Below are 22,819 nucleotides of genomic sequence, written 5' to 3'. Positions count from 1 at the left end.
GCTTATTCGCATGCTCAAGTAAGCGCTCGCGTATTGATTAAAAATTCTCTTAACGCCTTGTTATTCAAGGTGTTGACGATTGATTCAATGCGCCTGAAATCAACCCGGTTTTTCCCCTGTAACAGGTGTTCGAATTTTTTTTAAACCCACGACTGAAGCACGCTCAGGAGAGTCCCGATGACTGTTCGTCACAGCACCAACGCTACGCTTCCCATCAGCTACCTGTTCGTTCCCGGCAACCGCCCGGAGCGTTTTTCCAAAGCGGTCGAAGCCGGGCCGGACGCGATCATTCTCGACCTCGAAGATGCCGTTCATCCGAACAGCAAAGCCGTGGCCCGGGCGTCGATCTGGGCCTGGCAACAGAGCACGCCTGAAACCGCCTGCCGGCGTTACATCCGGCTGAACAGCGTCGGCAGTTCGCTGTTTCGCCAGGACATGACGTGGCTGGGCGATATGCGCTACCCCGAGCGCTGCGCGGGGATTTTCCTGCCCAAGGCCGAATGCCCGCAGAGCCTGTCCCATGTCGTCGGGCGCCTGCTGGAATGGAACCCAGAGCTGCAGATCGTCGCCATCATCGAGACCGCCAAGGGCTTGCATCAGGTCGAGGCGATTGCGGCGATTCCCGGGTTGGCGCGGCTGGCATTCGGTTCGCTGGATTTTTCCCTGGACATCGATTGCAGCCAGATTCCCGAAGCGTTTCTGTTCGCCCGCAATCGCATCGTGCTGGCTTCGCGGGTGGCCGGGTTACCGGCGCCGATCGATGGCGTGACCCCGGCCATCAGCGACATGGCGTTGGTCGAGCGCGACTCGCGTTACGCCCGGTCGCTGGGGTTCGGCGCCAAGCTGTGTATCCATCCTTCGCAAATCACCACGGTGCAGAAAGCCTTCCTGCCCAACGCCCGCCAACTGGCGTGGGCGGATCGGGTCCTGAGCGCGGTGGCCGGGGGCAGTCACGCGGTGCAGGTCGACGGCGAAATGGTCGATCTGCCGCTCATCGAACAGGCCCAGCGCCTGCGGGACATGGCCAGCCAGTACGCGCTGCTCGCCAACGCGGATGCCTGCTGAAACCGGGGGTGAAGCATGGGACATGGTTACCAGATTGCCTTGCGTGCGCTGTGCGACGTGCGGCAATCCGAGCAGGTCGATCCGCTCAACGTGCAACGTCTGCGCGAGGCGATCATCCAGGCCGGGCATTGGCTGGAACCGATCATCGTCGAGCGTTCCCGGGGCATCGTGATGGACGGCAACCACCGGTTCAACGCAGCGCGGGCACTGGGGTTGAAACGCGTGCCGTGCATCCAGCTCGACTACGCCGACCCACGGGTTTGTGTGCGCCACTGGCAAACCGGACAAGCGTTCGAAGTGGCGCAGATTTTCACCACCATCGAGCGTGGCGAATTGTTCCCGTACAAGACCACCCGCCACGCGTTCGACCCCGCGCTGCCGGTGGTCTCCATCCCGCTGCACTGCCTGTATGACTGATCGGCGTCGGAGGGTGGGTTTCACTGCCCCATCCTCCGGCGTTTTCCCCTGCGGGCGATCCGCGCAAAAAAATATTCGGCCACGCTGATACTTTTTCGATTGTCGACTGGCAAATAGGAGTCATTACCATTTTCAGCCATTCGAGAAGGACCCAATCGTCATGTCTGTTGCACGCCGACCCTGCAGTGAACGCGCCCTCACACTGGCCATTCGCACCGCGATGCTGAGTTCTATCCTGGCCGCAGGAAGCGCCACTGCCTGGGCAGCAGACCCCAAGCAACCCGAGCAACAGGACGCCGCCGCCACCGAAGGGCTGACGCTGGACACCACCAACGTCAACGCCCGTTACAACGGCGCAACCGCATTGCCGGAAGTCCTCGCCGGCGGGCAGGTTGCCCGAGGCGCAAGGCTGGGGATGGTGGGCAACAAAGACGTGATGGACACGCCGTTCAGCGTGACCAGCTACACCGCCAAAACCCTCGCGGATCTGCAAACGGTCACCGTGGCTGATGCACTGGAGCGCGACCCATCGGTGCGCTCGACCGGGCAGACCGGTGGGATCGTCGATTCGTTTTTCATCCGGGGATTTGCGATAGGCGAGGGCAACCTCGGCGAGCTGGCCTATGACGGTGTGTACGGCGTTGCGCCCAACTATCGCGTGTTCACCGAATACGCCGAGCGCGTCGAAGTGCTCAAGGGTCCAGGCGCGCTGATGTACGGGATTTCGCCCAACAGTGGCGTTGGCGGCGTGATCAACATCGTACCCAAACGGCCGCTGGCCGAAGACCTGACCCGCTTCACCGGCAGTTACGCGTCGGACTCGCAAGTGGGCGGGCATCTGGACATCAGTCGGCGTTTCGGTGACGAAAACCAGTTCGGCGTACGTTTCAATGGCAGCCTTCAGGGCGGCGACACTGCGGTGGATGATCAGGAGAGGGACCTCAACATCGGTGCCATCGCCCTCGACTACCAGGGCGAGCGCTTGCGTCTGAACCTGGATTTCATCAGCCAGAAAGAGAGCTTCGAGGCGGCGTCGCGCCCGTTCACCATCGCACCGGGCGTCGAGATTCCATCGGCGCCCAACGGCCGCACCAACCTGCCGCAGGACTGGGGCTGGTCGGACACCAAGGAGCAGTCGGCCTTGCTCGGCGGCGAGTACGACCTCAACGATAATCTGACGGTATTCGCCCACGCCGGCGGTGGCCGCTCCGACGTCAAGCGCATGTCCGACCAGGTGCCGCGAATCCTCAACGACGCCGGCGACACCAGCAACATCCCCGGCTACTACAAATTCAACGTCGACCGTTCGACGGCCGACGTGGGCATGCGTGCGCTGTTCGCCACCGGCCCGGTCACCCACACGACCACGATCATGGCGACCCGTTATCAGGACGAGTTGTCCCGTGGCATCAACAACGGCACAGAGATCCGCTCGAACATCTACCACCCGGTGGACGTGCCCAAGCAGTACATCAACTCGCCGAAAGTGCTGCGCATTTCCGAATCGGAACTGTCCGGCATCGCGTTGACCGACACCCTGGGCTTTCTCGATGACCGGATCCAGTTGACCCTCGGCGTGCGCCGTCAGGACATCGAATCGCGTAACTACAACGCTTCGGGTGCGGTCAGCTCCCGTTACGACGACAACGCGACGACGCCGTTGGCAGGCGTGGTGGTCAAACCGTGGGACGACGTTTCGCTGTACTACAACTACGTCGAAGGCCTGAGCAAAGGTGATATCGCTCCGGGCACTGCAGCAAACTCCGGCGAAACCTTCGCACCCTACAAGTCCAAGCAGCACGAAATCGGCGTGAAGTACGAACACGGCACGTTCATGACCACCCTGGCGCTGTTCCAGATCGAGAAGCCGAGCGGCGAAATCGGCGCCGGCAACGTGTTCTCGGTGCAAGCCGAACAACGTAACCGTGGTGTCGAGCTGAGCATGTTCGGTGAAGTCGCGCCGGGCACCCGCCTGATGGGCGGCGTGACCTTGCTCGATGGCGAACTGACGGATTCGGCCACCGCCGCCAACCGTGGCAACAAACCGGTGGGCGTGCCGGATGTCCAGGCCAACCTCTGGGCCGAGTGGGACACACCGTGGGTCGAAGGTTTCACCCTGACCGGCGGCGCGATCTACACCGACAGCCAATACGTCAATCAGGCCAACACCCAGGAACTGCCTTCCTGGACCCGCATCGACGCCGGCGCTCGCTACGCCACCAAGATCGAAGGTCGGCCAACGACATTCCGCGCCACGGTGCAGAACGTGTTTGATCGCGAGTACTGGTCGGGTGTGGCGTCCTATGGCGCGTTCTCCCCGGGCTACCCACGCACGTTGCAGTTGTCGGCGACCGTCGACTTCTGATCCGGGGGCGCACTGTCGGGTGCGCCTTCTTCTATATAGAGCTACGCACAGCGGTTGATCATAGAGCCTTCAAGGAAAGGAGTATTCGAATGTTAACCAGCCCGGCATCGACTTCCTCTGGTACGCCATTGCCGATTCCGAAAGTCCAGCGAGCCTTCGATTTCGAGCGCAGCACCAACGAGCATATCCGTGAGCTGCTGCATTATTACGGGCTGCGCACCAGCCTGATCCGGATCAAGGTGATCGATGCCTTGCTGGTTGCCACACGGGAAGGACGCGCCGTTGGCGGGCGCGGGGTGCATGGGTATCTGCAGGCATTTGTCAGCGGCATTCAGTTCATCAGCGTCAGGGAAGTGCTCAAGCGTTTGTGCGAAGAGGGCGTCATCGTGTTTCAGCCCGACAAAAGCTACCGTTTCACCGGCGAGGCCTATGCGATGCTGGAGCAGCATGCCGATCGCTGAGTGATCGGGTGTGCCGGCCAGATCAAACCACCTGTTCGCAGGTGGTTTTTTCGTTGGGGCCGTCAATTCTGATTCGCGCAAACACGGCCAGCGCCCGGCTCTTATTCACTTCTTCATTTCCGCACCGGGGCAGCAGCACCTATACCGTCGATGGCACGCCCATTGCGCTGGGTGGGATGAAAACTGCGTGTGGGGCGGCGCTTATCGCCAGCGGCCCGAAAGGCGTGTTAGTCAGCTGAGCTCCGTAGTCAGACAGACCTAAGCTAATGCAAAAAAGATATTTGTTCGGTGTTTTTAATATCGTTTAGTTTTGTTTCATAGACGAACCAAAAGCATCAAACCGACAGACCCCCGATTGCCATGACGGCACACGCTGAATCGATCACGGACTCTTCAGGTTTGATTCACACGGGAGTGAATCATGCCGCACACTTCAGACATCACCGCATTACCCATCCTCGACCTGTCCCTGTTCGACGGTACGCCGTCGCAACGCCAGGCATTTCTTGATGACTTGCGCCATGCCGCCCGCGATGTGGGTTTTTTCTACCTGACCGGTCATGGCATCGACGCCGGCCTGCTCGAGCAAGTGCAGGACCACGCGCGCCAGTTCTTTGCTTTGCCTGACAGCGAGAAAACCGCTGTCGGCATGATCAATTCGCCGCACTTTCGCGGCTACAACAGCGCCGCCTCCGAGATCACCCGTGGTCAGCCCGATCAGCGTGAGCAATTCGATCTGGGCGCCGAGCGTGAGGTCTTGCCGTTGAACGCCGACAGTCCGTTGTGGGCGCGGCTGCAAGGGCCGAATCAATGGCCCGAGGCGTTGCCGCAACTCAAGCCGCTGTTGCTCGACTGGCAGCAGGCGATGACCCAAATGTCGCTGCGCCTGCTGCGCGCATTCGCTCAGGCGCTGTCCTTGCCGGAAGACGCTTTTGACCGGTTGTACGGCGACAAACCCAACGAACACATCAAGCTGATGCGCTATCCGGGGCAAGCCTCGACGGCGAGCAATCAGGGCGTCGGCGCGCACAAGGATTCGGGTTTTCTCAGCTTCCTGCTGCAAGACCAGCAGGCCGGTCTGCAAGTGGAAATCGAAGAGGGGCGCTGGATCGATGCGCTGCCTCGGGACAACACCTTGGTGGTGAACATCGGCGAATTGCTGGAGCTGGCCACCAACGGTTACCTGCGTGCCACGGTGCATCGTGTGGTGTCGCCGCCGGTGGGCAGCGAGCGCTTGTCCATCGCGTTTTTCCTCGGCGCACAACTGGATGCAGTGGTGCCGCTTTATCCCTTGCCGACGGCGCTGTTGCGTGAGGCGCGCGGCCCGGCGAGTGATCCGCTCAATCCGCTGTTCCGCGATGTCGGCTGGAATTATCTGAAGGGTCGACTGCGCTCCCATCCCGATGTCGCGCAGCGCTTCTACGCCGATGTCGCGAATACTCCGACACCGTTGCGCAAGACCGCCAACGCCTGATCCATCACTCGCAAAAGGATTTTTCCCATGTTGAAAACAGCAGTGTTGAAAAAAGCAGGCCTGACCCTGGCCGTCCTCGGCGCGCTGGTGACTTCGTTCAGTGCTCAGGCGCTGGAGCCATTGCGCGTTGCCGCCGACCCGGTGCCCCACGCGCAGATTCTGGCGTACATCCAGAAACTCGATCCGCAGCTCAACCTCAAGGTGATCGAAATCCCGCAGGGCGTGAACTCCAACGAACTGCTGGTGCACGGCGATGTGGACGCCAACTACTTCCAGCATCTGCCGTACCTGCAATCCCAGGAAAAGGCTCTCGGCGAAAAACTCGCGGTGGCCGCCACGGTGCACATCGAGCCGTTGGGGATTTACTCCCATCGCCACAAAACCTTCGCCCAGGTGCCGGACAAAGGCACGGTCGCGGTGCCGAACAATGTCACCAACCTGAGCCGCGCGCTGTACCTGTTGCAGGACAACGGCCTGATCAAGCTCAAGCCTGGTTTCAATGACCCGGCGGCCGATCAGGCAACGCCCAAGGACATCGCCGAAAACCCGAAACAGCTGAAGATCCTCGAAATCGAATCGCCGCAATTGCCTCGTGCGTTGGATGACGTGGACCTGGCAGTAATCAATGGCAACTACGCGCTGGAAGCGGGGCTGGTGCCGGCCAGGGATGCGCTGGGGCTGGAGAAGGCCGAGCACAACCCGTACGCCAACATTCTGGTGACCACGCCGAAACTGGAAAACGATCCGCGCATCCAGCAATTGGCCAAGGACCTGACCTCGCCGCAAGTCGCCAAGTACATCGCCGAGAACTTCAAGGGCTCTGTGATCCCGGTGGCGGATGCCAAGCCATGATCGTCGTCGAGCAGTTGAGCAAGACCTATCCGTCAGCGTCGGCTCCGGCGCTGGATCAGGTGTCGCTGAGCATTCCCGATGGCGCGATCTACGGGATTCTCGGGCGCAGCGGCGCGGGTAAATCGACGCTGCTGCGCTGCCTCAATCTGCTCGAACGCCCGGATGCCGGGCGGATTCTGCTGGACGGCGAAGACCTCACCGCGCTGTCCGACCGTGAGTTGCGCCGCCAGCGTCAGCGCATCGGCATGATCTTTCAGGGCTTCAACCTGCTGCATTCGCGCAACGTGTTCGACAACGTCGCGGTGCCGCTGGAAATCGCCAAGGTTGCCAAGCCACAGCGTTATGAACGGGTTCGGGAACTGCTGGATCTGGTGGGCCTGGGCGACAAGGCCGAAGCCTTTCCATCGCAACTGTCCGGCGGGCAGAAACAGCGGGTCGGCATTGCCCGGGCCCTGGCGGCACGACCGGCGTATCTGCTGTCGGACGAAGCCACCAGCGCCCTCGACCCGGAAACCACCGCGTCGATTCTGGAGCTGTTGCGCGACATCAATCGGCAACTCGGTTTGACCATCGTGCTGATCACCCACGAACTGGACGTGGTCAAGTCGATCTGCGATCACGCCGCGTCCATGGCCAATGGAAAACTGGTGGAGGCGGGGCCAGTCGCTCGATTGCTGGCCGATCCGCAGTCCGCCCTCGGCGCTTCCCTGCGGCCCAGTTGCGACTTGCCGCTGGGACATGACGCGCCCGGTTTGAGTTTTCTGCGGCAATACGGCGTACGGGCGGCCCACTCATGAACCGCGTGATCGACTGGAATGAAATCCTGCAACTGGTGCTCAACGCTACCGGCGAAACCCTGTACATGGTGCTGCTCGCCGGGTTGTTCACGTTGCTGATCGGTTTGCCGCTGGGGGTGTTGCTGTTCATCAGCCGTCGTCAGGGTCTGTACCCGTTGCCGAGGCTCAACCAGGCCTTGGGCGCGGTGATCAACCTCGGTCGTTCGCTGCCGTTCGTGGTGATGCTGATTGCCCTGATCCCGCTGACCCGGCTGGTGGTCGGCACTACGTTGGGCAGCACTGCCGCCGTGGTGCCGATCACCATCGGCGCCTTTCCGTTTTTTGCGCGGATCGTCGAGAACGCTTTGGACGAAGTCGAAAAGGGCCGGATCGAAGCGATCCTCGCCATGGGCGGTGACATCCGCCACGTGATTTTCAAAGTGCTGTTGCCCGAAGCGCTGCCGGCCTTGCTGGCGGGCGTCACCCTGACGCTGGTGATGCTGATCGGTTTTTCTTCCATGGCCGGGGTGATCGGGGGCGGTGGACTGGGCGATCTGGCGATCCGCTACGGCTATCAACGATTCAACAATGAAGTGATGGTCGCCACCGTCGTGGTGTTGGTCATCCTCGTCCAGGGCGTGCAAAGCCTGGGCGATCGACTGGTGCGTTCGCTGGCTCATCGACGTTAAGGAATTTTATGGGTGCGCCTGTCGCCGTGGTCTCCGAGCCACTGATTCGTGTACGTGAACTGAGCAAGACCTTTGGCTCGAACCGGGCGCTGGACCGGGTCAGCCTGGATATTTTTCCCGCCGAAGTGGTGGCGCTGCTCGGCGCCAACGGTGCGGGCAAATCGACGCTGGTGAAAATCCTCGCCGGCAGCCAGACCCACGATGGCGGCGAGATCTGGATCGATGATCAGCCCCGGCATTTCAGTTCGCCGCTGTCGGCGCGCCGCTTCGGCATCGTCGCGGTTCATCAGCAGATCAATGAAGGCATCGCGCCCGGCTTGAGCGTGGCGGAAAACCTGCTGCTCGATGAACTGTGCCGGCCCGATGCGGACTTCTGGCTCAATCGCAGACGTCTGCTGGAACGCGCCGCGAGTATCGCCGCTGGCCTCGGGCTGGTGCTGCCGCTGGAGCAGCCGATCGAACACCTCGGCCAGGCCGAGCGGCAACTGGTGGTGCTGGCCCGCGCCTTCGCCCTGCAACCACGCCTGCTGATTCTCGACGAGCCGACGGCGGCCCTGTCGGATGCCGAAGCGCGGCGCCTGTTCGGGCTGATCGACACCTTGCGCAGCCGTGGCGTGGCGATTCTGTACATCTCTCATCGGCTGTCCGATCTGCAACGAGTGGCTGACCGCGCCGTGGTCTTGCGTGACGGGCAACTGGCGGGTGAGTTCAGTGCCCGGCAATTGCCCGAGGCGTTGGAGGCGATGCTTGGTCAGGCGCTGGAGGCTCACGTCTACACACCGCGAGCGGCGGGGCGCGAAGTGCTGAAACTGCGCGACGTGAAGATCCTGCCGCGCACCCAGGCTTTCGATCTGACCTTGCACGAAAACGAAGTGGTGGTGCTGACCGGATTGCTCGGCGCCGGCAAAAGCGAAATCGCTGAAGTGCTGTTCGGGCTGCGCAAACCGTTGTCCGGCTTTCTGCAACTGGATGGCATCGAGTGGCAACCGGGCTCGCCACGCCAGGCAATCCAGAATGGCGTGTTCTTCGCCGCAGAAGATCGCGCGAGCCAATCGCTGGTGCCGGATTTTTCATTGCGCCGAACCCTGACCTTGCCGTTCCTCGAACGCTTCACCCGGGGCGGTTTCATCCGCAACCGTGCCGAAGCCGCGGCGGTCGAGGCGCAAGTCTCGGCGTTGGGAATCAAGACCGCCGGCATTGATGTGCCGATGAGTGCGTTGTCCGGCGGCAATCAGCAGAAAGTCGTGCTCGGTCGCTGGTTGCTCGGCGAGGGCAGGGTGCTGATCCTCGACGAGCCGTTTCAGGGCGTCGATGTGCGTGCCCGGCGCGAGATCGGCCAGTTGCTGCGCGACAGCGCCGCTGGCCGCGCCACGCTGGTGATCTGTTCCGATGTCGATGAAGCGCTGGAGATCGCCGACCGCATTCTACTGGTGCGCGATCACGCGGTGGTGGCCGAGTACCCGCGTGCCGGGCTGGATCGCGCCACTCTGGTCGCAGGGCTGGCCGGCAGCGATCCGCAAAATTCTGTTGTTCATGCCGCGCCAAGGAGTAGAGCGAGTGCCTGATTCGAGTTCCCTGTTGTCATCCGCCCTGGCGCCGTCCGAGCGATTCGTGCAAGCGCTGATCCGCTATGGCCTGCTGTGGGTGCTGGCGTTGATCGTGGTGTTTTTCAGTGTGGCGGAACCGGCGTTTCTGCGGGTCGGCAATCTGTTCAGCATCTTGCAGTCGGTGTCGATTGTCGCGCTGCTGGCGCTGGGCGTGACGCTGACCATGGCTGTCGGCGGGCTGGATCTGTCGATCGGCGCGGTGGCGGCCATGAGCCTGATGATCGCCAGTTACGTGATGGTGGTGCTCGGTTGGGGCGCGGTGCCGGCGGTACTGATCAGCCTGGCGGGTGGCGCACTGGTCGGGCTGCTCAACGGCTGGCTGATCGTGAAGATGCGCGTGCCGGACATTCTCGCGACGCTCGGCAGCATGTTCCTGGTGATCGGCGTGCAACTGATCCCCACGGGCGGCCGCTCGATTGCGGTGGGCATGACCCTGCCCAATGGCGACGAAGCCGAAGGATCGTTCAGTGCGTTGTTTCTGGCGCTGGGCCGTGGACGGCTGTGGGACATCGTGCCGGTTCCGGTGTTGATCACGGCGGTGGTCGCGGTGGCGGTGTGGCTGTTTCTCGAACGCACGCGCATCGGCCGGTTGTTCTATGCGATTGGCGGCAACGAGCAGGCGGCGCGTCTGGCCGGTGCGCCGGTGCAGCGCTTCAAGTTGCTGGCTTATGTGCTTTCGGCGCTGCTCGCATCGCTGGGCGGCTTGCTGCTGGCGGCGCGATTGGGGCGCGGTGATGTCAGCTCCGGCAACGGTCTGGTGCTCGATGCGCTGGGTGCTGCGCTGATCGGTTTTGCCGTGCTCGGGGCGAAGAAGCCCAACGCGTTCGGCACGCTGGTCGGCGCGCTGCTGGTGGCCTCGTTGCTCAACGGCCTGACCATGCTCAACGCGCCGTATTACGCGCAGGATTTCGTCAAGGGATTGGTGCTGGTGCTGGCCCTGATGTTCACCTTCGGCCTCGCGCATCGGGCGCGCTGAGCCGGTTCATTGATGCTTCAAGGAAAGATCCATGCACGGTTCAATCAAACAGTTCGCACGTCATTGCCTCGCCGGGGCGCTGCTCTCGGCGCTGGCCCTCAATGCCCAGGCCAAGGCCTTGCCCGGCGCACCGGCGCCGTTCGATAAAGGTCAGGTACAGATCGCGCTGGTGGGCTATCTGTTTTCCGGGGATTTTCCCGAAGCCTATCTGCGCGGCGTGGAGAAACAGACCGAAGCGCTGGGCGCCAACCTGCGGGTGTTCGACGCGCGGCAACAGGCGGCGAGCCAGGGCGAGATGATCGATCAGGCCGCCGATCTCGGTGTCGACGGGATCATCGTGCAACTGGGGCTGGCGGAAACCCTCAAAGGGCCGATTGAGCGGGCGCTGGCCAAAGGCATCAAGGTCGTCGCATTCGACGTCGACCTGAACACGCCGCAAGTGACTCAGGTCGAGCAGGATCACCACGCACTGGCGCGGCTGGCACTCGATCAAGCGCTCAAGGACAACGGCACCCGCTTCGACGCCGGGTATGTCTACATCAGCGGTTTCACGCCGATGGAGCGCCGCGACGAGATCTGGAGCCAGGTCAAGGCGAGCAATCCGGGGATCATCGAGAAGGCGCGCTTCGGCACGCTCAATCCGCCGATTGCCAACTCGGTGGCGGATCAGGCCAGCGCCGTGTTGCGGGCCAATCCGGGGATCAGCGTGATTTTTGCGCCGTTCGACGAGTTTGCCAAAGGCGCGAAGATCGCCGTCGATGAGGCGGGTCTGAGCCGCAAGGTGAAGATCTACAGCGCCGACATTTCCACCGCCGACATCCAGATCATGAAAGAACCGGACAGCGCCTGGGCCGCCACCGCCGCGGTCAATCCGCAGGTGGCCGGGGCGATCAGCGTACGCAGCCTGGCGATGCTGATCGCCGGGGAAAATCCAGGACCAAAAGTATTGGTGCCGCCGACCTTGATCACCCGTCAGCAGCTGCTGGATCTGGACGTGAAAAACGTACAGGACCTGGGGCAGAAACTGCCGGCCTTCGGTGACACCGCCAATGTCGCGCGGGCACCGTGGATTCCCGTGGCGAACTGAGGAACCGACATGCACGACAAGGCTGCGCGCCTACGCAAGAGCCGTTCGCCGAAAGCCGATGTGGCGCTGGGCGAACGGCTGCCGCCGGGGCAAGTGCTGACGGAGCGCTTCCCGATCCTTCACGAGGGCGAGGTGCCGGCCTATGACCTGACGACGTGGTCGCTACGACTGTTCGGCACTTTGGCCAACCCGGTCGAGCTGACCTACGCCGATCTGCAAGCGCTGCCACAACGCTCGTTGCAATGCGACATTCATTGCGTGACACGCTGGTCGAAGTTCGACACCCGCTGGAGCGGCGTGCACCTGCAAGACCTGTTGCAGGCTCTGGATATCCGGCCGACGTCGTCCTTCGTCATGGCCCACGCCGATCACGATTACCAGACCAACCTGCGCCTCGACGACCTGCTGAATCCGCACAGCCTGCTGGCCACCCATTACGACGGTCAGCCGCTGACCGCGCAGCATGGTTGGCCGCTGCGTCTGGTGGTGGCGGGGCGGTACTTCTGGAAGAGCGCGAAATGGCTGCGCGGGCTCGAGTTCACCGATCAGGAACAACCGGGCTTCTGGGAGCGTAACGGTTTTCACTTGCACGCCGATCCGTTCATTGAACAGCGCTTCAGCGGCGATGCGCTGGACATTGCCGAAGATGCCTGGCGGGAAAAGGACTTCGACTGACGGCATCTAACTTCGCACCGAAAAAAGCACAGATTAATAACGCTCTCTACAACAATTTGGAGTGCGTTTTTGTGCGTGATTAGTTGTTGGTTAGTTGGGTATTCATGTTGTTGCGCAAACACAAGTGTTGCTCAGGCAACACTCCGTTCGTCGGGCATAACCTAAGCGTTATTGGTTCTTTTGCGGCAGAGGACCGCTCGTCTAGCATCGGTAAACAGGGGGTTCTACTAACTTTGGGGTTCTTGCGCTCTAACAGCCGATAGTTGCTCAACACACTTGGCTGCCTTTCTGAATATCAAAACTACAGCAGAAATTGCCGTGCACCGATTGCCGACACTTCATGATTCGGCAGCGGCCGGTTATTAACTGCGATTCAAGGAGCTGTCGCATGATTCACCGTTCGCGTTCATTACTCGCCATCGCTGTTGTCAGTGCAATCTGGCAACTTCCTGCGCAAGCCGAAGAGTCTTCCGCGCGCGTCGACGATGACACACGGCTGGGTACCGTGCTGGTCACCGGCACCCGGGGCACTGCTCGTACAGTGCTGGATTCGCCGGTGCCGGTAGATGTGTTGACCGCCGAGGACCTGAAGACCGCCGGCGCCAGTGGCGGCGAGCTGGGCCAGGCGTTGCAGACGCTGTTGCCGTCGTTCAGTTTTCCGCGCCAGTCCAACTCCGGCGGCGCCGACCATGTGCGCGCCGCACAGCTGCGTGGGATGAGCCCGGATCAGGTGCTGGTGCTGGTCAACGGCAAGCGCCGGCACACCTCGGCGGTGGTCAACGACTCATCGAAAATCGGGCGCGGCACGGCGCCGGTGGACTTCAACTCGATCCCGATCAGCGCGATCAAACGCATTGAAGTGCTGCGCGACGGCGCCGGCGCGCAGTATGGCTCGGACGCGATTGCCGGGGTGATTAACATCATCCTCGACGACGCCCCCGAAGGCGGCGAAGTCTCCACCAGTTACGGCGCCTACCACACCCGCCAGGACGCCATCGGCAAAACCACCACCGACGGCCAGAACAGCGTGACCACCGCCAAGATCGGCACACGGCTGGGCGAGGAGGGCGGCTTCATTCGTGGCGGCACCGAGTACAAGGATCGCAACCCGACCAACCGCGCCGGCTACGACGGCTTCGCCGACACCCCGGGCCAGCGCAACTACGTGATGGGCGACGGCGTGGCGCGGGACGTCAACGCCTGGTTCAACGGAGAATTGCCGTTGGCCGGCGGCAAGGCCTACAGCTTCGGCACCTACAACGAACGCCACACCACCGGCGCCGAGTTCTATCGCTACCCGTCCGAGCAGCCGCAGTTCTACCCCAACGGCTACCTGCCGCAATCGTTGGGCGACAACACCGACATCTCCGCCACCGCCGGCTACAAAGGCCTGATCGGCGACGACTGGGATTTCGACAGCAGCGTCACCCACGGGCGCAACCGCTTCGAATCGGCGACCCGTCGCACCCTCAACGTCAGCCTCGGCGCGGACTCGCCGACCCGTTTCGACACCGGCGATTACGAGCTGCGCCAGACCACCACCAACCTGGATTTCAGCCGCGAATTGCGCCTCGGCGGCCGCTCGTTCGTGCTGGCGCTGGGCGGCGAATATCGCTACGAAAACTACCTGACCTTCGCCGGGGACGAGGCCTCCTGGATTGGCTCCGGGGCCGATGGCGCTAACGGCTTGCGCCCGAGTGAAGAGTCGGATCTGGATCGCAACGTGTTCGGCACCTACGCCGAATTGTCCGGTGATCTCACCGAGCGTTTCTTCGTCGATGCCGCCACGCGCTGGGAACATTACGACGACGCCGGGAGCAAACTCACCGGCAAGCTCAGCGGTCGCTACAAACTGACCGATCAATGGGCGTTGCGCGGTGCGGTGTCGAACAACTTCCGCGCGCCGTCGCTGGCCCAGAGCGGTTTCCAGAACACCACCAGCAACTTCGGCGACGGCGGCACGCTCACCGACATCCGCGTGCTGTCGGTCAACGACCCGATTGCCCGTGCCCTGGGCGCGGAAAAACTCGATCCGGAAACCTCGAAGAACTTCAGCCTCGGCCTGACGTTCCAGTTGAACGAGCGCTTCGATGCGTCGCTCGACGTGTTCCGTATCGACGTCAAGGACCGGATCACCCTGTCGCAGCGAATCGGCAGCGACGCGCTGGAAAGCTACATCAACGACAACTTCGGCGTGCCGGGCGTGCACGACGTCAACTTCTTCACCAATGCCGCCGACACCCGCACTGACGGCGCCGAACTGGTGCTCAACTACCATCAGCCGTTCTACGACGGGCAACTCGGCCTGACCACCGCGTACACCTACAACCACACCAAGGTCACCAGCACCAAGGGCACGCCGTCGCAGCTGACCGCCTTAGGGATCGACAACGACGCGCTGGTTGGGGTCGAAGAACGCAATACCCTGACCGACGCCGCGCCCAAGGATCGCTTCGTGTTTTCTGCCAACTGGACCAGCGAACACTGGGGTTTGCTCGGGCGTCTGACCCGCCAGGGCGAGACGACTCGGGTGTTCGATTTCGGCGACTCGCAGCCTGAGCAAACCTACGGCGCGGTGTGGCAACTGGACGCCGAGGTGACCTACAAATTCACCCCGAAATTCAGCATCGCCCTGGGCGGCAACAACCTGACCGACAACTACCCGGAACGCTCCGGCTCGGCCATCAACTACGGCGGCAACCTGCCGTACGACGTGCTCTCGCCGATCGGCACCAACGGCGCTTATTACTACGCCACCGCCACCTACGGCTTCTGAGTCTTTTCCGCCATGGATGGCGGATCATCAGCGGGAACCTTCATGACTCAAACCAATGGCCCCAAGCGGCACCTGCCGGTGTTCCAGGCATTGCTGATAACGCTGGGCATGGTCATCACCACCGATATTCTCAAAACCGCACCGACCGTTGCCTTGAACGTCGGGCCGGAACATTTCTATTGGGTCTGGGTGCTCGGCGGATTGGCGTCGATGGCCGGGGCCTTGTGCTTTGCCGAGATGGCCACCGCGTTCCCGCATCCGGGCGGTGACTATCATTTCCTGCGCACCGCTTACGGCGAGCGCATGGGTTTCCTGTTTGCCTGGTCGCGATTCTCGGTGATGCACACCGGGTGGATCGCATTGTCGGCGTTCATGTTTGCCGACTACTTCAATGCGGTCGTGCCGTTGGGACATTACGGGTCGGGGCTGTTTGCCGGTGCGATCATTGCCGCGCTGGTGCTGTTGAATCTGACGGGCAAGCACGTTGGTTTCATTACTCAGACTGTGTTGGTCGGGCTGCTTGCTCTCGGGTTCCTGAGCATTGCCAGCGCCGGGGTCTGGCTGGCGTGGCAAGGGATCGAACCCGCGCTGCCCAGCGATCCGGTCGTGCCCGAACACACTGGCGAGGCGGGGTTTTCTGCGGCGATGATTTTTGTGTTCCTGGCCTTCGGCGGCTGGAGTGATGCGGCGACGTTATCGGCCGAAGTGCGCGACGGTCGACGCGGCATTTTCATTGCCATGCTCGGTGCGCTGGCGGTGCTGATGGCGATCTATCTGGCGCTGAACTGGGCGTTCGTCCGAGGGCTGGGATTCGAAGGCCTGGCGGCGAGCAACGCGCCGGCGGTGGAACTGTTGAACCGCGCTTTCGGTGCCCCCGGTGTTTTGCTGATCCTGCTGATGGTCGGCATCGCGGCCATCGCCACCATCAACTCGACCTTGCTGGTCGGCGCCCGCACCACCTACGCCGCCGCCCGCGATGTGCCGCAACTGCGCCGTTTCGGCGAATGGGACGAACGCGACGGCGTGCCGCGCAAGGCGTTGCTGGCCGAGGGCGCGGTGGCGTTGTTGCTGGTGCTGTTTGGCAGTTTTACCCAGAGCGGTTTCAACACCATGGTTGAGTATCTGACGCCGGTGTATTGGTTGTTTCTGAGTCTGAGCAGTCTGGCGTTGATCATTCTGCGGCGGCGTTTCCCCGAGATCCCCCGGCCGGTCAGGGTGCCGTTTTATCCGGTTTTGCCGCTGCTGTTTTTTGGCTTGTGCGTTTACATGTTGTATTCCAGCGTTACGGTGGTTGGTTTTGGCGCTTTTCTGGGGATTGGGGTGTTGCTGGTGGGGGCTGTGCTTTTGGCAGTGGTGGGGCGACTGACGCCAGGCCCTCGCCCCAGCCCTCCCGAAACGTCGGACCGCCCGGAGGGAGAGGGGGCCGACCGAGGTGACTTGCGAGATACATCGACCTGAGAGAACGAGTCGATTATGGATTCAGAAGGGCAGGTTCAGGTCGGCGTAGTACTGAAGCATCCCGCGTCCGGTTCCCTCTCCCCCCGGGAGAGGGCTAGGGTGAGGGCAGGCGATCAGAAGGACACCGCCGCCGGCTGAGATAACCGTAGCACCGACAAATCCCCGGTAATCCGCTTGTAAGCCAAACGAATCGCCTCGATGTCACTCTCACGTTTCGCGCTGCTCTCGTGCAGGATCACAATCACCTTGGTCGCCAGCCGCTCGGGCACTTTCGCGTCGTGGTCCTTCCACTGCCCATACGCATCGAACACGCTGAACCCGTCCGGGAACCGCGTCGTCACTTCCTGATCGAGAAACTCGCGCCAGCGCGCCGGGCTCACCACACCTTCTTTGCCTTCCAGCGGCCCCACCGAGAAGTACAACTCGGTGCGCACCCACTGTGCTTGCGCCGGTCGCGTGGCATCGCCTTGCAGGGTCGAACTGACGGGATCCTTGGTATGCACGGAAACCGGAGGAGGGCTGGCACACCCGGCGACCGCCAGAAACAGTGCTGCCAGTACTAAACGTTGCGGCATGGAACTTCCTTATTGTTAAGAACTGTCCCGAATTATAGAGGGGACGGTTAATAGCAATAAAAGATTAAAAAGTGGATTAACGTTGAACTAATGGAATAAGCAAACAAAGTGAAAATAATGCCCGTTGGTTAGAACGATTATTTCTTTAAGTTATTTGCTTGGTGTTGGATCGCATATCCATGACATTTAAAAACCTGCTCCCGCATTTGCCGGATCTGTCATGGCGTCTACTCTGCTGCTGCAACGGTTCAAGTCGCACGGAACGCTGCACTTGAAGCGTTTGAACAGCACTTTTTGCTGCTCGATGGACAGCTTGTTGCGGATTTTCCAACCCTTAGAATCGGCTCCATCAACTTCTCATCCAGTTCTTAATCCTCAGGGAGCTACACCATGATGAACGCCATGCAGATGCAAATGCCGATGAACGCCAACATGCCGATGATGCCGATGACGGGCATGCCGATGATGATGGCGACCATGAGCTGCGACATGATGGACGACGGCATGATGTGCAAGATGATGCCGGCCGCTGGCATGGACATGGCCATGTTCAAGAACAGCGCGCAAATGATGCAGATGATGATGGACTGCGGCATGCCGATGATGATGCATTGCGGCAACATGAGCATGATGTGCATGTCCCCGGCGGCCATGGCCATGCCGATGATGAACATGATGATGCCGATGCCGATGATGGGCATGCCGATGCCATCGATGAAGTGCGTGATGGAATGCACCATGATGGCCGACTGCATGATGTGCAAAATCATGCCGATGCCGGGCATGAACATGGACATGATGAAAAACTGCTGCGCCCTGATGATGAAGATGATGAACGACTGCAGCATGCCAATGATGATGAGCTGCAACGGCATGCCGATGATGTGCTGCACCTGCTGATTTTCGCCAGCGCATGAAAAAGCCCGACCGGGAAATTCCCGGTCGGGCTTTTTCATGTCTGTCTGTTTTTCAGTCCAGGCGTTCGGGGTAGGTCACCACCAGGTACGCCACCGCTTCACTGTCGGCGGGATTGCGGTAGCGGTGGGGCTGGTCGGCGTAAAACAGGATCGAGTCGCCTGTCGACAGCAGATAGCGCTCGTCGTTGACGCTGATCTCCAGCACGCCCTGAGCTACCACCAGGTTTTCCTGCACGCCCGGGCCATGGCCTTCGGATTGATCCTCGCCCAGCGGGCTCAGGCGCAGTTCATAGAATTCCGACTGGCGCGCCACATCAAAGGGAAACAGCGCACGGCTGACAAAGGCACCGCTGGCGCTGACCAGCCGCTTGCTCTGGCTCGCCGACAACACGGCTACGCCTTCAAACGCGCGATGTTCGAGAAACGCCGCCACCGACACCTTCAAACCCTTGGCGATTTTGCACAGCACCTTGATCGACGGCACGCTGCGTCCGGACTCGATTTGCGCCAGCATCGCCCGGCTCACGCCACACTGGCGGGCTAGGGCGTCGAGCGACAGATGCCGCTTGCCGCGCAGCCGTTGCAGGTTCTGCGCGACGCGTTCACAGATCGGGTCTTCTTCCAGGGATTCGAGATTGTTCAGGTCCAGCACAGGTTCATCGGCGCTCGCCAGAAAGCGCGAGGGTTCACGCGCGTTCACGCTTGACGCGTCTCGCTGGAACGAGCGGCCTGCACCCACTGCCAAGCCTGATAACCGGCATTGCGCGCATACATTTCCCACATCAGCCGGGCCTGTTGCTGGGCGTGGCGGCGTTTGCGGTAGACGGCGAAGTCGATCAGGTTGTCAGTTGGTTTCATGGCGCACTTCACTGTGTTCAATGACGGGATGAGGTGAGAGTACGCCGAGATTTTTATAACGATAAATACTGATTGTTTATTTATTAATGCTTTCTGGTTATTTGATCGGTTCGCCGATTTTTCTTTGTCATCGGCGGTAAGGGGGCGATACATACTCGGCTTCTTTTCTGCGAATTTGGCAAATCGAATTTTAGGTTGGTCTTCACGCAGGTGACGGATAGCGTCTGTGTTTTGAAATTCAGAGATGGTCTTGATGCCCCCCTTACTTCGTCGAGCCTGGCGCTTTCTGCGCGGAGCCAAAGCCACTGCCTACGTTTTGCTGATGCTGGGCCCAATGTTTATCAAACCCTTGGCATTTGTGAGAGTGCCTCATGAGGCTCAGCCGATCTATGCAAAACTGCCAGGCCTTTGGGGAACGCCCCTGTTGGTGGCCGGCGTGGTTGCGGCGACTATCCGGTCGTTTTACCAGTGGGTGTTCTGGCGTGAAATGAACAAGTCCGATCCTTCCAGTCCAGCGGCCGACTTGCTGCTCATGCTGCACAATACCGAGGGACGCTATTTCTGGTTTGCGTTCGTTTTTTCCGCAGTATTGGTTTATGCCCTGGCCGGCCTGCGCTGGAGCTATCACTTCGGGGCTATCTCGTTCATACGCAGATGGCGTCCCAATCTGAGCAATCCACCGCTGAAATACTTCGTCGTCACCACTGCAGCGTGGGGGCTGTGGCTGAGTCTCTACAGTGCTGTCGTTGTGTATGGCTTGTGGCAGTGGAAGGCTCAAGTTGACCTTGCGATGCTCTTGAATCAATACGTTGAACAGCATCAAACCGGAGTGCTCGTGACATTGCTCGGTATAGGCGTAGCCATGAGGCTCGCCGGGCGCAATGGCGAGCTCGGCATGAAGGCTCTGTATGGCGGATCCAAGTGGCTGAGCATGGCCGTGAGTCTGGTCGCTATCTGTGCGTTGTTGCTATTGGCATTCCTATTGTCGAGCATCTGACGTTCCCTTGGGATGCATCAGCGAACCTCAGGCCAGGATATTTACGAAAGCGGGGACTGTGGAGCCTGCGCAAAACAAAGGGCCGGCGAGGACCGGGTCGAGGTTGTCCGCGTGTCATCGAGCGGGCGCTAGCCAGGTGTTAAGCACGCGTCGATCCAGTTCCTCCCAATCTGCCATGCCCAAAACGCGCGTGGTGTTCAGGCCGCGTAAATAGCCGCGCAGCTGATAGGCGACGGCCCGCACTGATTCGGAATCGGCAACGTTCTGGCCCAGGACCGTTTCGTATTCGACAAGGTATTCCGCCACGCGGTCGCGGAATTCGGGCACGACGGCATCGCGGATCAGATCAAAGGTTCGCACGGGTAATCCTCATCTGTTTTCGTTGTGATTGAGTGTGCCGCAGTCTGCACGCCGCGCAACTATCGGTTCAAGTAATAGTGACCATCAAGAAACGCAAGTTCTGCTTTGGTGCCGATGGGCGGAAAATCGCCTCCATCGAACACACCGCTGAAGGAATTGCGCGATGAAGACTTTGAACCGACTGGCTGTAGTCGCCCTGCTGATGGGAGGGGTGGCCGCTACCGTAGCCCCAGCTTACGCAGACGACGCCAAGTCGTGCCATTTTCTGCCCGTCGCCGCCAGCAGCGCCGCGTTGCAGCACTCGCAAACCGTCGGTGTGCTGTACAGCGAAAACACCCTGGACAACCTGCAATACCTTGAGCGTTACCACGACGTGGCGGTGAACGGAGCCAAGAATGCGCTCGATGCGCGGATCCGTGACGCCTTCGTCGACAGCTCCGACCCGGAGCTGGCCATCGACTGGCTGATGAGTTCGCTGCAACAACAGTTTCTCTCGGTGACCGTCTACGACAGCCTCGATGCGCTGGTGCAGGCTCATCCGGACGTGGTGGTGATGCTCGACACCCACAACCGTCTGCTGACCCAACGCAACAGCCAGGTCGAAGCGCGGTTCGCCGCACGCTTCTACGACGCCAACCTGCAATACATCGGCAAGGCCGAGGGCGCGGTGGAGAAGCAACTGCCTTCGGTGTGGGTGCACAACAAGGCAGCGCCCGAAATCGCTGCAGGGATCGAACAGCAACGCGATCTGCAACTGAGTGCCTTGAAGCAGTTCGATGACTCGCTCAAAGCCCTGGTGAGTGCAGGCTGAGCACCCAAATCAAAAACGGCAACGGCAGTGCCCGTGACACTGAACGTTGCCGAAGAACCGAACCGTTTATTTTCAGGATTTTACCCATGCGTGCCTTTCTTATCCCTGCCATGGCTTCTGCCACTTTGCTGCTGACCGCTTGCGCCTCTGCGCCGAACGATCCGACGCTGACCTTGCAGACGCACAAGACGCCCGCCCAGTACGCCGAATGCGTGGTGCCGAAACTGCAGGGCAGTGCGCTGAATCCGACCGTGTCGCAGACCCAGCGCAGCTACCGGATCGTGGTGCCAAGCAAAGTCGCAGCGGACAACGTGCTGGAGGCTTACAAGGCACAGGGCGGTGGGAAGGTCTTTTTGTATGAGCGCCACTTGCTGGCGTCGAGTTTCATGCCGTCGAGTTTTGAACGGGCTGCCCAGGAGTGCCTGTAACGCCTGACGGTTAACGCTTTTGACGATGCTCCTTTGGTTGGCCGCAACCAACCAATTCCTTTGCCCCGCACCTTGCGGGGCTTTTTTTTGCCCGGCGTTTGGCGCAGTCGGCGCTACGCTGGATAGCGGAAAAGGTTTTCGGGAGTACAAGAACATGAAGAAGGACAGCAGCGGCGCGGCGACCGAGAATCCCTCTGTGCTGATCGACGCAAGAATCAAGGAACTGAACGACTGGCGCGGCCAGAAGCTGGCCGAGATCCGCGCGATCATTCATGAAGCGGACCCGGAGGTAGTCGAAGAGTGGAAGTGGCGCGGCGTTCCGGTCTGGTCGCACAACGGCATCATCTGCACCGGGGAAACCTACAAGGCGGTGGTGAAAATGACCTTCGCCAAAGGCGCGGCACTGGAGGATCCGTCGGGACTGTTCAACGCCAGCCTGGAGGGCAATACCCGGCGGGCGATAGATGTTCACGAAGACGACAAGATCGATGCAAAGGCTCTTAAAGCTCTGGTGCGTTCGGCGATTACGTTGAATTCAAAGAAGTGATTTGCCGTTGAGGCGGAGGTGAAGCGCAGGAGGGTGAAACGAGGAAAAAAATGGCAGGGGCGGCTGGATTCGAACCAACGCATGGCAGGATCAAAACCTGCTGCCTTACCGCTTGGCGACGCCCCTGTAGCTATTGGTTTCAGTCCCGGGAGGACCTCTGCAACAGTGGGCGGCACTTTACCAGCGCTCTTGCGTTCTGTGAACCCCTGAAACAAATAAATTTCAGGGAAAACAGCTACTTATTTCCCGGACGGTATCGCCGGTCAGGTTTTTCGGGCTTTTCAGCGATTGCCATGAAAACCGGCGCGACCGCTGTAGCCCGAAAACCTGGCCAAGACCTGCCTCGATGAACCGATCAGTTGCCGTCTGCAACCTTGCGTTCGATTTCGTCGACCTTGCGTTGCAACTCCTCAGCGTCCTGCTCCTTGGTGCGGGTCGACGAGGGCGTTATGACCTCATCCACGCCGCGGGTCTTGTCGTCCGGATCCTCAAGATCGCGTTTCACCACATCGACCGGTTTGCCGGACGTATCCGTGGCTGGGGCTTTGCTGTCGTTGTTCATGGCGTTGACCTCCGTTGGGTTAAACGTTGGATGCAGCGCCATGGAGCGAGTTCGAGTTTTTTAGCGGCAACCGTGCAGAAAACTGC

The 22,819-nt window shown here is 60.8% G+C and carries 24 protein-coding genes, 1 tRNA gene and 1 pseudogene; 20 read left to right on the top strand and 6 right to left on the bottom strand.

Annotated elements, in window-relative coordinates; all coding sequences use genetic code 11:
* The first annotated feature begins 177 nt into the window (after window positions 1–177).
* The 15 genes and pseudogenes from CAF76_RS26045 (at window position 178) to CAF76_RS25975 (ending at window position 16,678) form a co-directional block, all read left to right on the top strand.
* Complete coding sequence (locus CAF76_RS26045) at window positions 178–1,065, top strand: CoA ester lyase (protein WP_085649109.1); 888 nt, start codon at window positions 178–180, stop codon at window positions 1,063–1,065.
* Window positions 1,066–1,080: 15 nt separating this feature from the next.
* Window positions 1,081–1,482: a ParB N-terminal domain-containing protein gene (locus CAF76_RS26040; RefSeq protein ID WP_039771147.1), complete on the top strand. Its 402-nt coding sequence runs from the start codon at window positions 1,081–1,083 to the stop codon at window positions 1,480–1,482.
* A gap of 160 nt (window positions 1,483–1,642) precedes the next feature.
* Window positions 1,643–3,847 (top strand): TonB-dependent siderophore receptor, encoded by a 2,205-nt coding sequence (locus CAF76_RS26035; protein WP_085649108.1) that lies wholly within the window; start codon window positions 1,643–1,645, stop codon window positions 3,845–3,847.
* A gap of 89 nt (window positions 3,848–3,936) precedes the next feature.
* The gene (locus tag CAF76_RS26030; RefSeq protein WP_074690768.1) at window positions 3,937–4,308 is read left to right on the top strand and encodes a fe2+ zn2+ uptake regulation protein; all 372 of its coding nucleotides are present in this window, start codon (window positions 3,937–3,939) and stop codon (window positions 4,306–4,308) included.
* A 128-nt stretch (window positions 4,309–4,436) separates the two neighbouring features.
* Window positions 4,437–4,547 (top strand): annotated as a pseudogene (locus CAF76_RS28930) (PAAR domain-containing protein); the annotation flags it as partial.
* A gap of 182 nt (window positions 4,548–4,729) precedes the next feature.
* The gene (locus CAF76_RS26020; RefSeq protein WP_085649106.1) at window positions 4,730–5,782 is read left to right on the top strand and encodes an isopenicillin N synthase family oxygenase; all 1,053 of its coding nucleotides are present in this window, start codon (window positions 4,730–4,732) and stop codon (window positions 5,780–5,782) included.
* Window positions 5,783–5,824: 42 nt separating this feature from the next.
* On the top strand, window positions 5,825–6,634 hold the full coding sequence (locus CAF76_RS26015; protein ID WP_039771213.1) for a MetQ/NlpA family ABC transporter substrate-binding protein: 810 nt from the start codon (window positions 5,825–5,827) through the stop codon (window positions 6,632–6,634).
* Window positions 6,631–7,431 (top strand): methionine ABC transporter ATP-binding protein, encoded by an 801-nt coding sequence (locus CAF76_RS26010; protein ID WP_085649105.1) that lies wholly within the window; start codon window positions 6,631–6,633, stop codon window positions 7,429–7,431. The genes CAF76_RS26015 and CAF76_RS26010 overlap by 4 nt, the downstream gene beginning before the upstream one ends.
* The gene (locus CAF76_RS26005; protein ID WP_085611877.1) at window positions 7,428–8,099 is read left to right on the top strand and encodes a methionine ABC transporter permease; all 672 of its coding nucleotides are present in this window, start codon (window positions 7,428–7,430) and stop codon (window positions 8,097–8,099) included. The genes CAF76_RS26010 and CAF76_RS26005 overlap by 4 nt, the downstream gene beginning before the upstream one ends.
* 8 nt (window positions 8,100–8,107) lie before the next feature.
* Entirely contained in the window at window positions 8,108–9,664 is a 1,557-nt protein-coding gene (locus CAF76_RS26000; protein ID WP_085649104.1) for a sugar ABC transporter ATP-binding protein, read from the top strand.
* A complete protein-coding gene (locus CAF76_RS25995) occupies window positions 9,657–10,682 on the top strand; it encodes an ABC transporter permease (RefSeq protein ID WP_085649103.1) in 1,026 nt (341 codons plus the stop codon). The genes CAF76_RS26000 and CAF76_RS25995 overlap by 8 nt, the downstream gene beginning before the upstream one ends.
* A gap of 31 nt (window positions 10,683–10,713) precedes the next feature.
* A complete protein-coding gene (locus tag CAF76_RS25990) occupies window positions 10,714–11,769 on the top strand; it encodes a substrate-binding domain-containing protein (RefSeq protein WP_085649102.1) in 1,056 nt (351 codons plus the stop codon).
* A 9-nt stretch (window positions 11,770–11,778) separates the two neighbouring features.
* Window positions 11,779–12,444: a sulfite oxidase-like oxidoreductase gene (locus CAF76_RS25985; RefSeq protein WP_085649101.1), complete on the top strand. Its 666-nt coding sequence runs from the start codon at window positions 11,779–11,781 to the stop codon at window positions 12,442–12,444.
* 388 nt (window positions 12,445–12,832) lie between these two features.
* Window positions 12,833–15,220, top strand: coding sequence for a TonB-dependent siderophore receptor (locus CAF76_RS25980; protein WP_085649100.1), 2,388 nt, complete (start codon window positions 12,833–12,835; stop codon window positions 15,218–15,220).
* A 42-nt stretch (window positions 15,221–15,262) separates the two neighbouring features.
* Window positions 15,263–16,678, top strand: coding sequence for an APC family permease (locus CAF76_RS25975; protein WP_085649099.1), 1,416 nt, complete (start codon window positions 15,263–15,265; stop codon window positions 16,676–16,678).
* Window positions 16,679–16,791: 113 nt separating this feature from the next.
* Here the strand turns inward: CAF76_RS25975 and CAF76_RS25970 are convergent, their stop codons facing one another.
* Complete coding sequence (locus tag CAF76_RS25970; protein ID WP_085649098.1) at window positions 16,792–17,253, bottom strand: DUF3574 domain-containing protein; 462 nt, start codon at window positions 17,251–17,253, stop codon at window positions 16,792–16,794.
* Window positions 17,254–17,643: 390 nt separating this feature from the next.
* Here CAF76_RS25970 and CAF76_RS28925 point away from each other — a divergent pair, with 390 nt between their 5' ends.
* Window positions 17,644–18,153 (top strand): hypothetical protein, encoded by a 510-nt coding sequence (locus CAF76_RS28925; protein WP_074690788.1) that lies wholly within the window; start codon window positions 17,644–17,646, stop codon window positions 18,151–18,153.
* A 69-nt stretch (window positions 18,154–18,222) separates the two neighbouring features.
* Here CAF76_RS28925 and CAF76_RS25960 read toward each other — a convergent pair whose 3' ends face one another.
* Both CAF76_RS25960 and CAF76_RS28775 read right to left on the bottom strand, forming a co-directional pair.
* Window positions 18,223–18,813: a helix-turn-helix domain-containing protein gene (locus tag CAF76_RS25960; protein WP_165369529.1), complete on the bottom strand. Its 591-nt coding sequence runs from the start codon at window positions 18,811–18,813 to the stop codon at window positions 18,223–18,225.
* A gap of 53 nt (window positions 18,814–18,866) precedes the next feature.
* The gene (locus tag CAF76_RS28775; RefSeq protein ID WP_170928274.1) at window positions 18,867–19,028 is read right to left on the bottom strand and encodes a hypothetical protein; all 162 of its coding nucleotides are present in this window, start codon (window positions 19,026–19,028) and stop codon (window positions 18,867–18,869) included.
* A 253-nt stretch (window positions 19,029–19,281) separates the two neighbouring features.
* On the opposite strand from CAF76_RS28775, the gene CAF76_RS25955 reads away from it, so the two are divergent.
* Window positions 19,282–20,025: a hypothetical protein gene (locus tag CAF76_RS25955; protein ID WP_143491854.1), complete on the top strand. Its 744-nt coding sequence runs from the start codon at window positions 19,282–19,284 to the stop codon at window positions 20,023–20,025.
* A gap of 114 nt (window positions 20,026–20,139) precedes the next feature.
* On the opposite strand, the gene CAF76_RS25950 is transcribed toward CAF76_RS25955, so the two are convergent.
* Window positions 20,140–20,385: a hypothetical protein gene (locus tag CAF76_RS25950; protein ID WP_039773074.1), complete on the bottom strand. Its 246-nt coding sequence runs from the start codon at window positions 20,383–20,385 to the stop codon at window positions 20,140–20,142.
* 163 nt (window positions 20,386–20,548) lie between these two features.
* Between CAF76_RS25950 and CAF76_RS25945 the strand changes: the two genes are divergently transcribed.
* The 3 genes from CAF76_RS25945 (at window position 20,549) to CAF76_RS25935 (ending at window position 22,171) form a co-directional block, all read left to right on the top strand.
* A complete protein-coding gene (locus CAF76_RS25945) occupies window positions 20,549–21,196 on the top strand; it encodes a hypothetical protein (RefSeq protein WP_064595804.1) in 648 nt (215 codons plus the stop codon).
* 86 nt (window positions 21,197–21,282) lie between these two features.
* Window positions 21,283–21,624: a hypothetical protein gene (locus tag CAF76_RS25940; protein WP_085649096.1), complete on the top strand. Its 342-nt coding sequence runs from the start codon at window positions 21,283–21,285 to the stop codon at window positions 21,622–21,624.
* Window positions 21,625–21,778: 154 nt separating this feature from the next.
* Window positions 21,779–22,171 (top strand): DUF1801 domain-containing protein, encoded by a 393-nt coding sequence (locus CAF76_RS25935; RefSeq protein ID WP_085649095.1) that lies wholly within the window; start codon window positions 21,779–21,781, stop codon window positions 22,169–22,171.
* A gap of 51 nt (window positions 22,172–22,222) precedes the next feature.
* Here CAF76_RS25935 and CAF76_RS25930 read toward each other — a convergent pair.
* Both CAF76_RS25930 and CAF76_RS25925 read right to left on the bottom strand, forming a co-directional pair.
* Window positions 22,223–22,297: transfer RNA gene (locus tag CAF76_RS25930), tRNA-Gln, on the bottom strand.
* 229 nt (window positions 22,298–22,526) lie between these two features.
* Window positions 22,527–22,733, bottom strand: coding sequence for a hypothetical protein (locus CAF76_RS25925; RefSeq protein WP_039773079.1), 207 nt, complete (start codon window positions 22,731–22,733; stop codon window positions 22,527–22,529).
* Window positions 22,734–22,819: the final 86 nt, after the last annotated feature.

This window comes from Pseudomonas sp. B40(2017) (assembly GCF_002112855.1).
Classification (GTDB): Bacteria; Pseudomonadota; Gammaproteobacteria; order Pseudomonadales; family Pseudomonadaceae; genus Aquipseudomonas; species Aquipseudomonas pharyngis.
This window is presented reverse-complemented; position numbering and strand designations above follow the sequence as displayed.

Excerpts from the sequence above, each read along its gene's own strand:
- CAF76_RS26045 (WP_085649109.1), top strand. The coding sequence starts at position 178 with ATGACTGTTCGTCACAGCACCAACGCTACGCTTCCCATCAGCTACCTG.
- CAF76_RS26040 (WP_039771147.1), top strand. The coding sequence starts at position 1,081 with ATGGGACATGGTTACCAGATTGCCTTGCGTGCGCTGTGCGACGTGCGG.
- CAF76_RS26035 (WP_085649108.1), top strand. The coding sequence starts at position 1,643 with ATGTCTGTTGCACGCCGACCCTGCAGTGAACGCGCCCTCACACTGGCC.
- CAF76_RS26030 (WP_074690768.1), top strand. The coding sequence starts at position 3,937 with ATGTTAACCAGCCCGGCATCGACTTCCTCTGGTACGCCATTGCCGATT.
- CAF76_RS26020 (WP_085649106.1), top strand. The coding sequence starts at position 4,730 with ATGCCGCACACTTCAGACATCACCGCATTACCCATCCTCGACCTGTCC.
- CAF76_RS26010 (WP_085649105.1), top strand. The coding sequence starts at position 6,631 with ATGATCGTCGTCGAGCAGTTGAGCAAGACCTATCCGTCAGCGTCGGCT.
- CAF76_RS26005 (WP_085611877.1), top strand. The coding sequence starts at position 7,428 with ATGAACCGCGTGATCGACTGGAATGAAATCCTGCAACTGGTGCTCAAC.
- CAF76_RS26000 (WP_085649104.1), top strand. The coding sequence starts at position 8,108 with ATGGGTGCGCCTGTCGCCGTGGTCTCCGAGCCACTGATTCGTGTACGT.
- CAF76_RS25990 (WP_085649102.1), top strand. The coding sequence starts at position 10,714 with ATGCACGGTTCAATCAAACAGTTCGCACGTCATTGCCTCGCCGGGGCG.
- CAF76_RS25985 (WP_085649101.1), top strand. The coding sequence starts at position 11,779 with ATGCACGACAAGGCTGCGCGCCTACGCAAGAGCCGTTCGCCGAAAGCC.
- CAF76_RS25980 (WP_085649100.1), top strand. The coding sequence starts at position 12,833 with ATGATTCACCGTTCGCGTTCATTACTCGCCATCGCTGTTGTCAGTGCA.
- CAF76_RS25975 (WP_085649099.1), top strand. The coding sequence starts at position 15,263 with ATGACTCAAACCAATGGCCCCAAGCGGCACCTGCCGGTGTTCCAGGCA.
- CAF76_RS25970 (WP_085649098.1), bottom strand. The coding sequence starts at position 17,253 with ATGCCGCAACGTTTAGTACTGGCAGCACTGTTTCTGGCGGTCGCCGGG.
- CAF76_RS28925 (WP_074690788.1), top strand. The coding sequence starts at position 17,644 with ATGATGAACGCCATGCAGATGCAAATGCCGATGAACGCCAACATGCCG.
- CAF76_RS28775 (WP_170928274.1), bottom strand. The coding sequence starts at position 19,028 with ATGAAACCAACTGACAACCTGATCGACTTCGCCGTCTACCGCAAACGC.
- CAF76_RS25955 (WP_143491854.1), top strand. The coding sequence starts at position 19,282 with ATGCCCCCCTTACTTCGTCGAGCCTGGCGCTTTCTGCGCGGAGCCAAA.
- CAF76_RS25945 (WP_064595804.1), top strand. The coding sequence starts at position 20,549 with ATGAAGACTTTGAACCGACTGGCTGTAGTCGCCCTGCTGATGGGAGGG.
- CAF76_RS25940 (WP_085649096.1), top strand. The coding sequence starts at position 21,283 with ATGCGTGCCTTTCTTATCCCTGCCATGGCTTCTGCCACTTTGCTGCTG.
- CAF76_RS25935 (WP_085649095.1), top strand. The coding sequence starts at position 21,779 with ATGAAGAAGGACAGCAGCGGCGCGGCGACCGAGAATCCCTCTGTGCTG.
- CAF76_RS25925 (WP_039773079.1), bottom strand. The coding sequence starts at position 22,733 with ATGAACAACGACAGCAAAGCCCCAGCCACGGATACGTCCGGCAAACCG.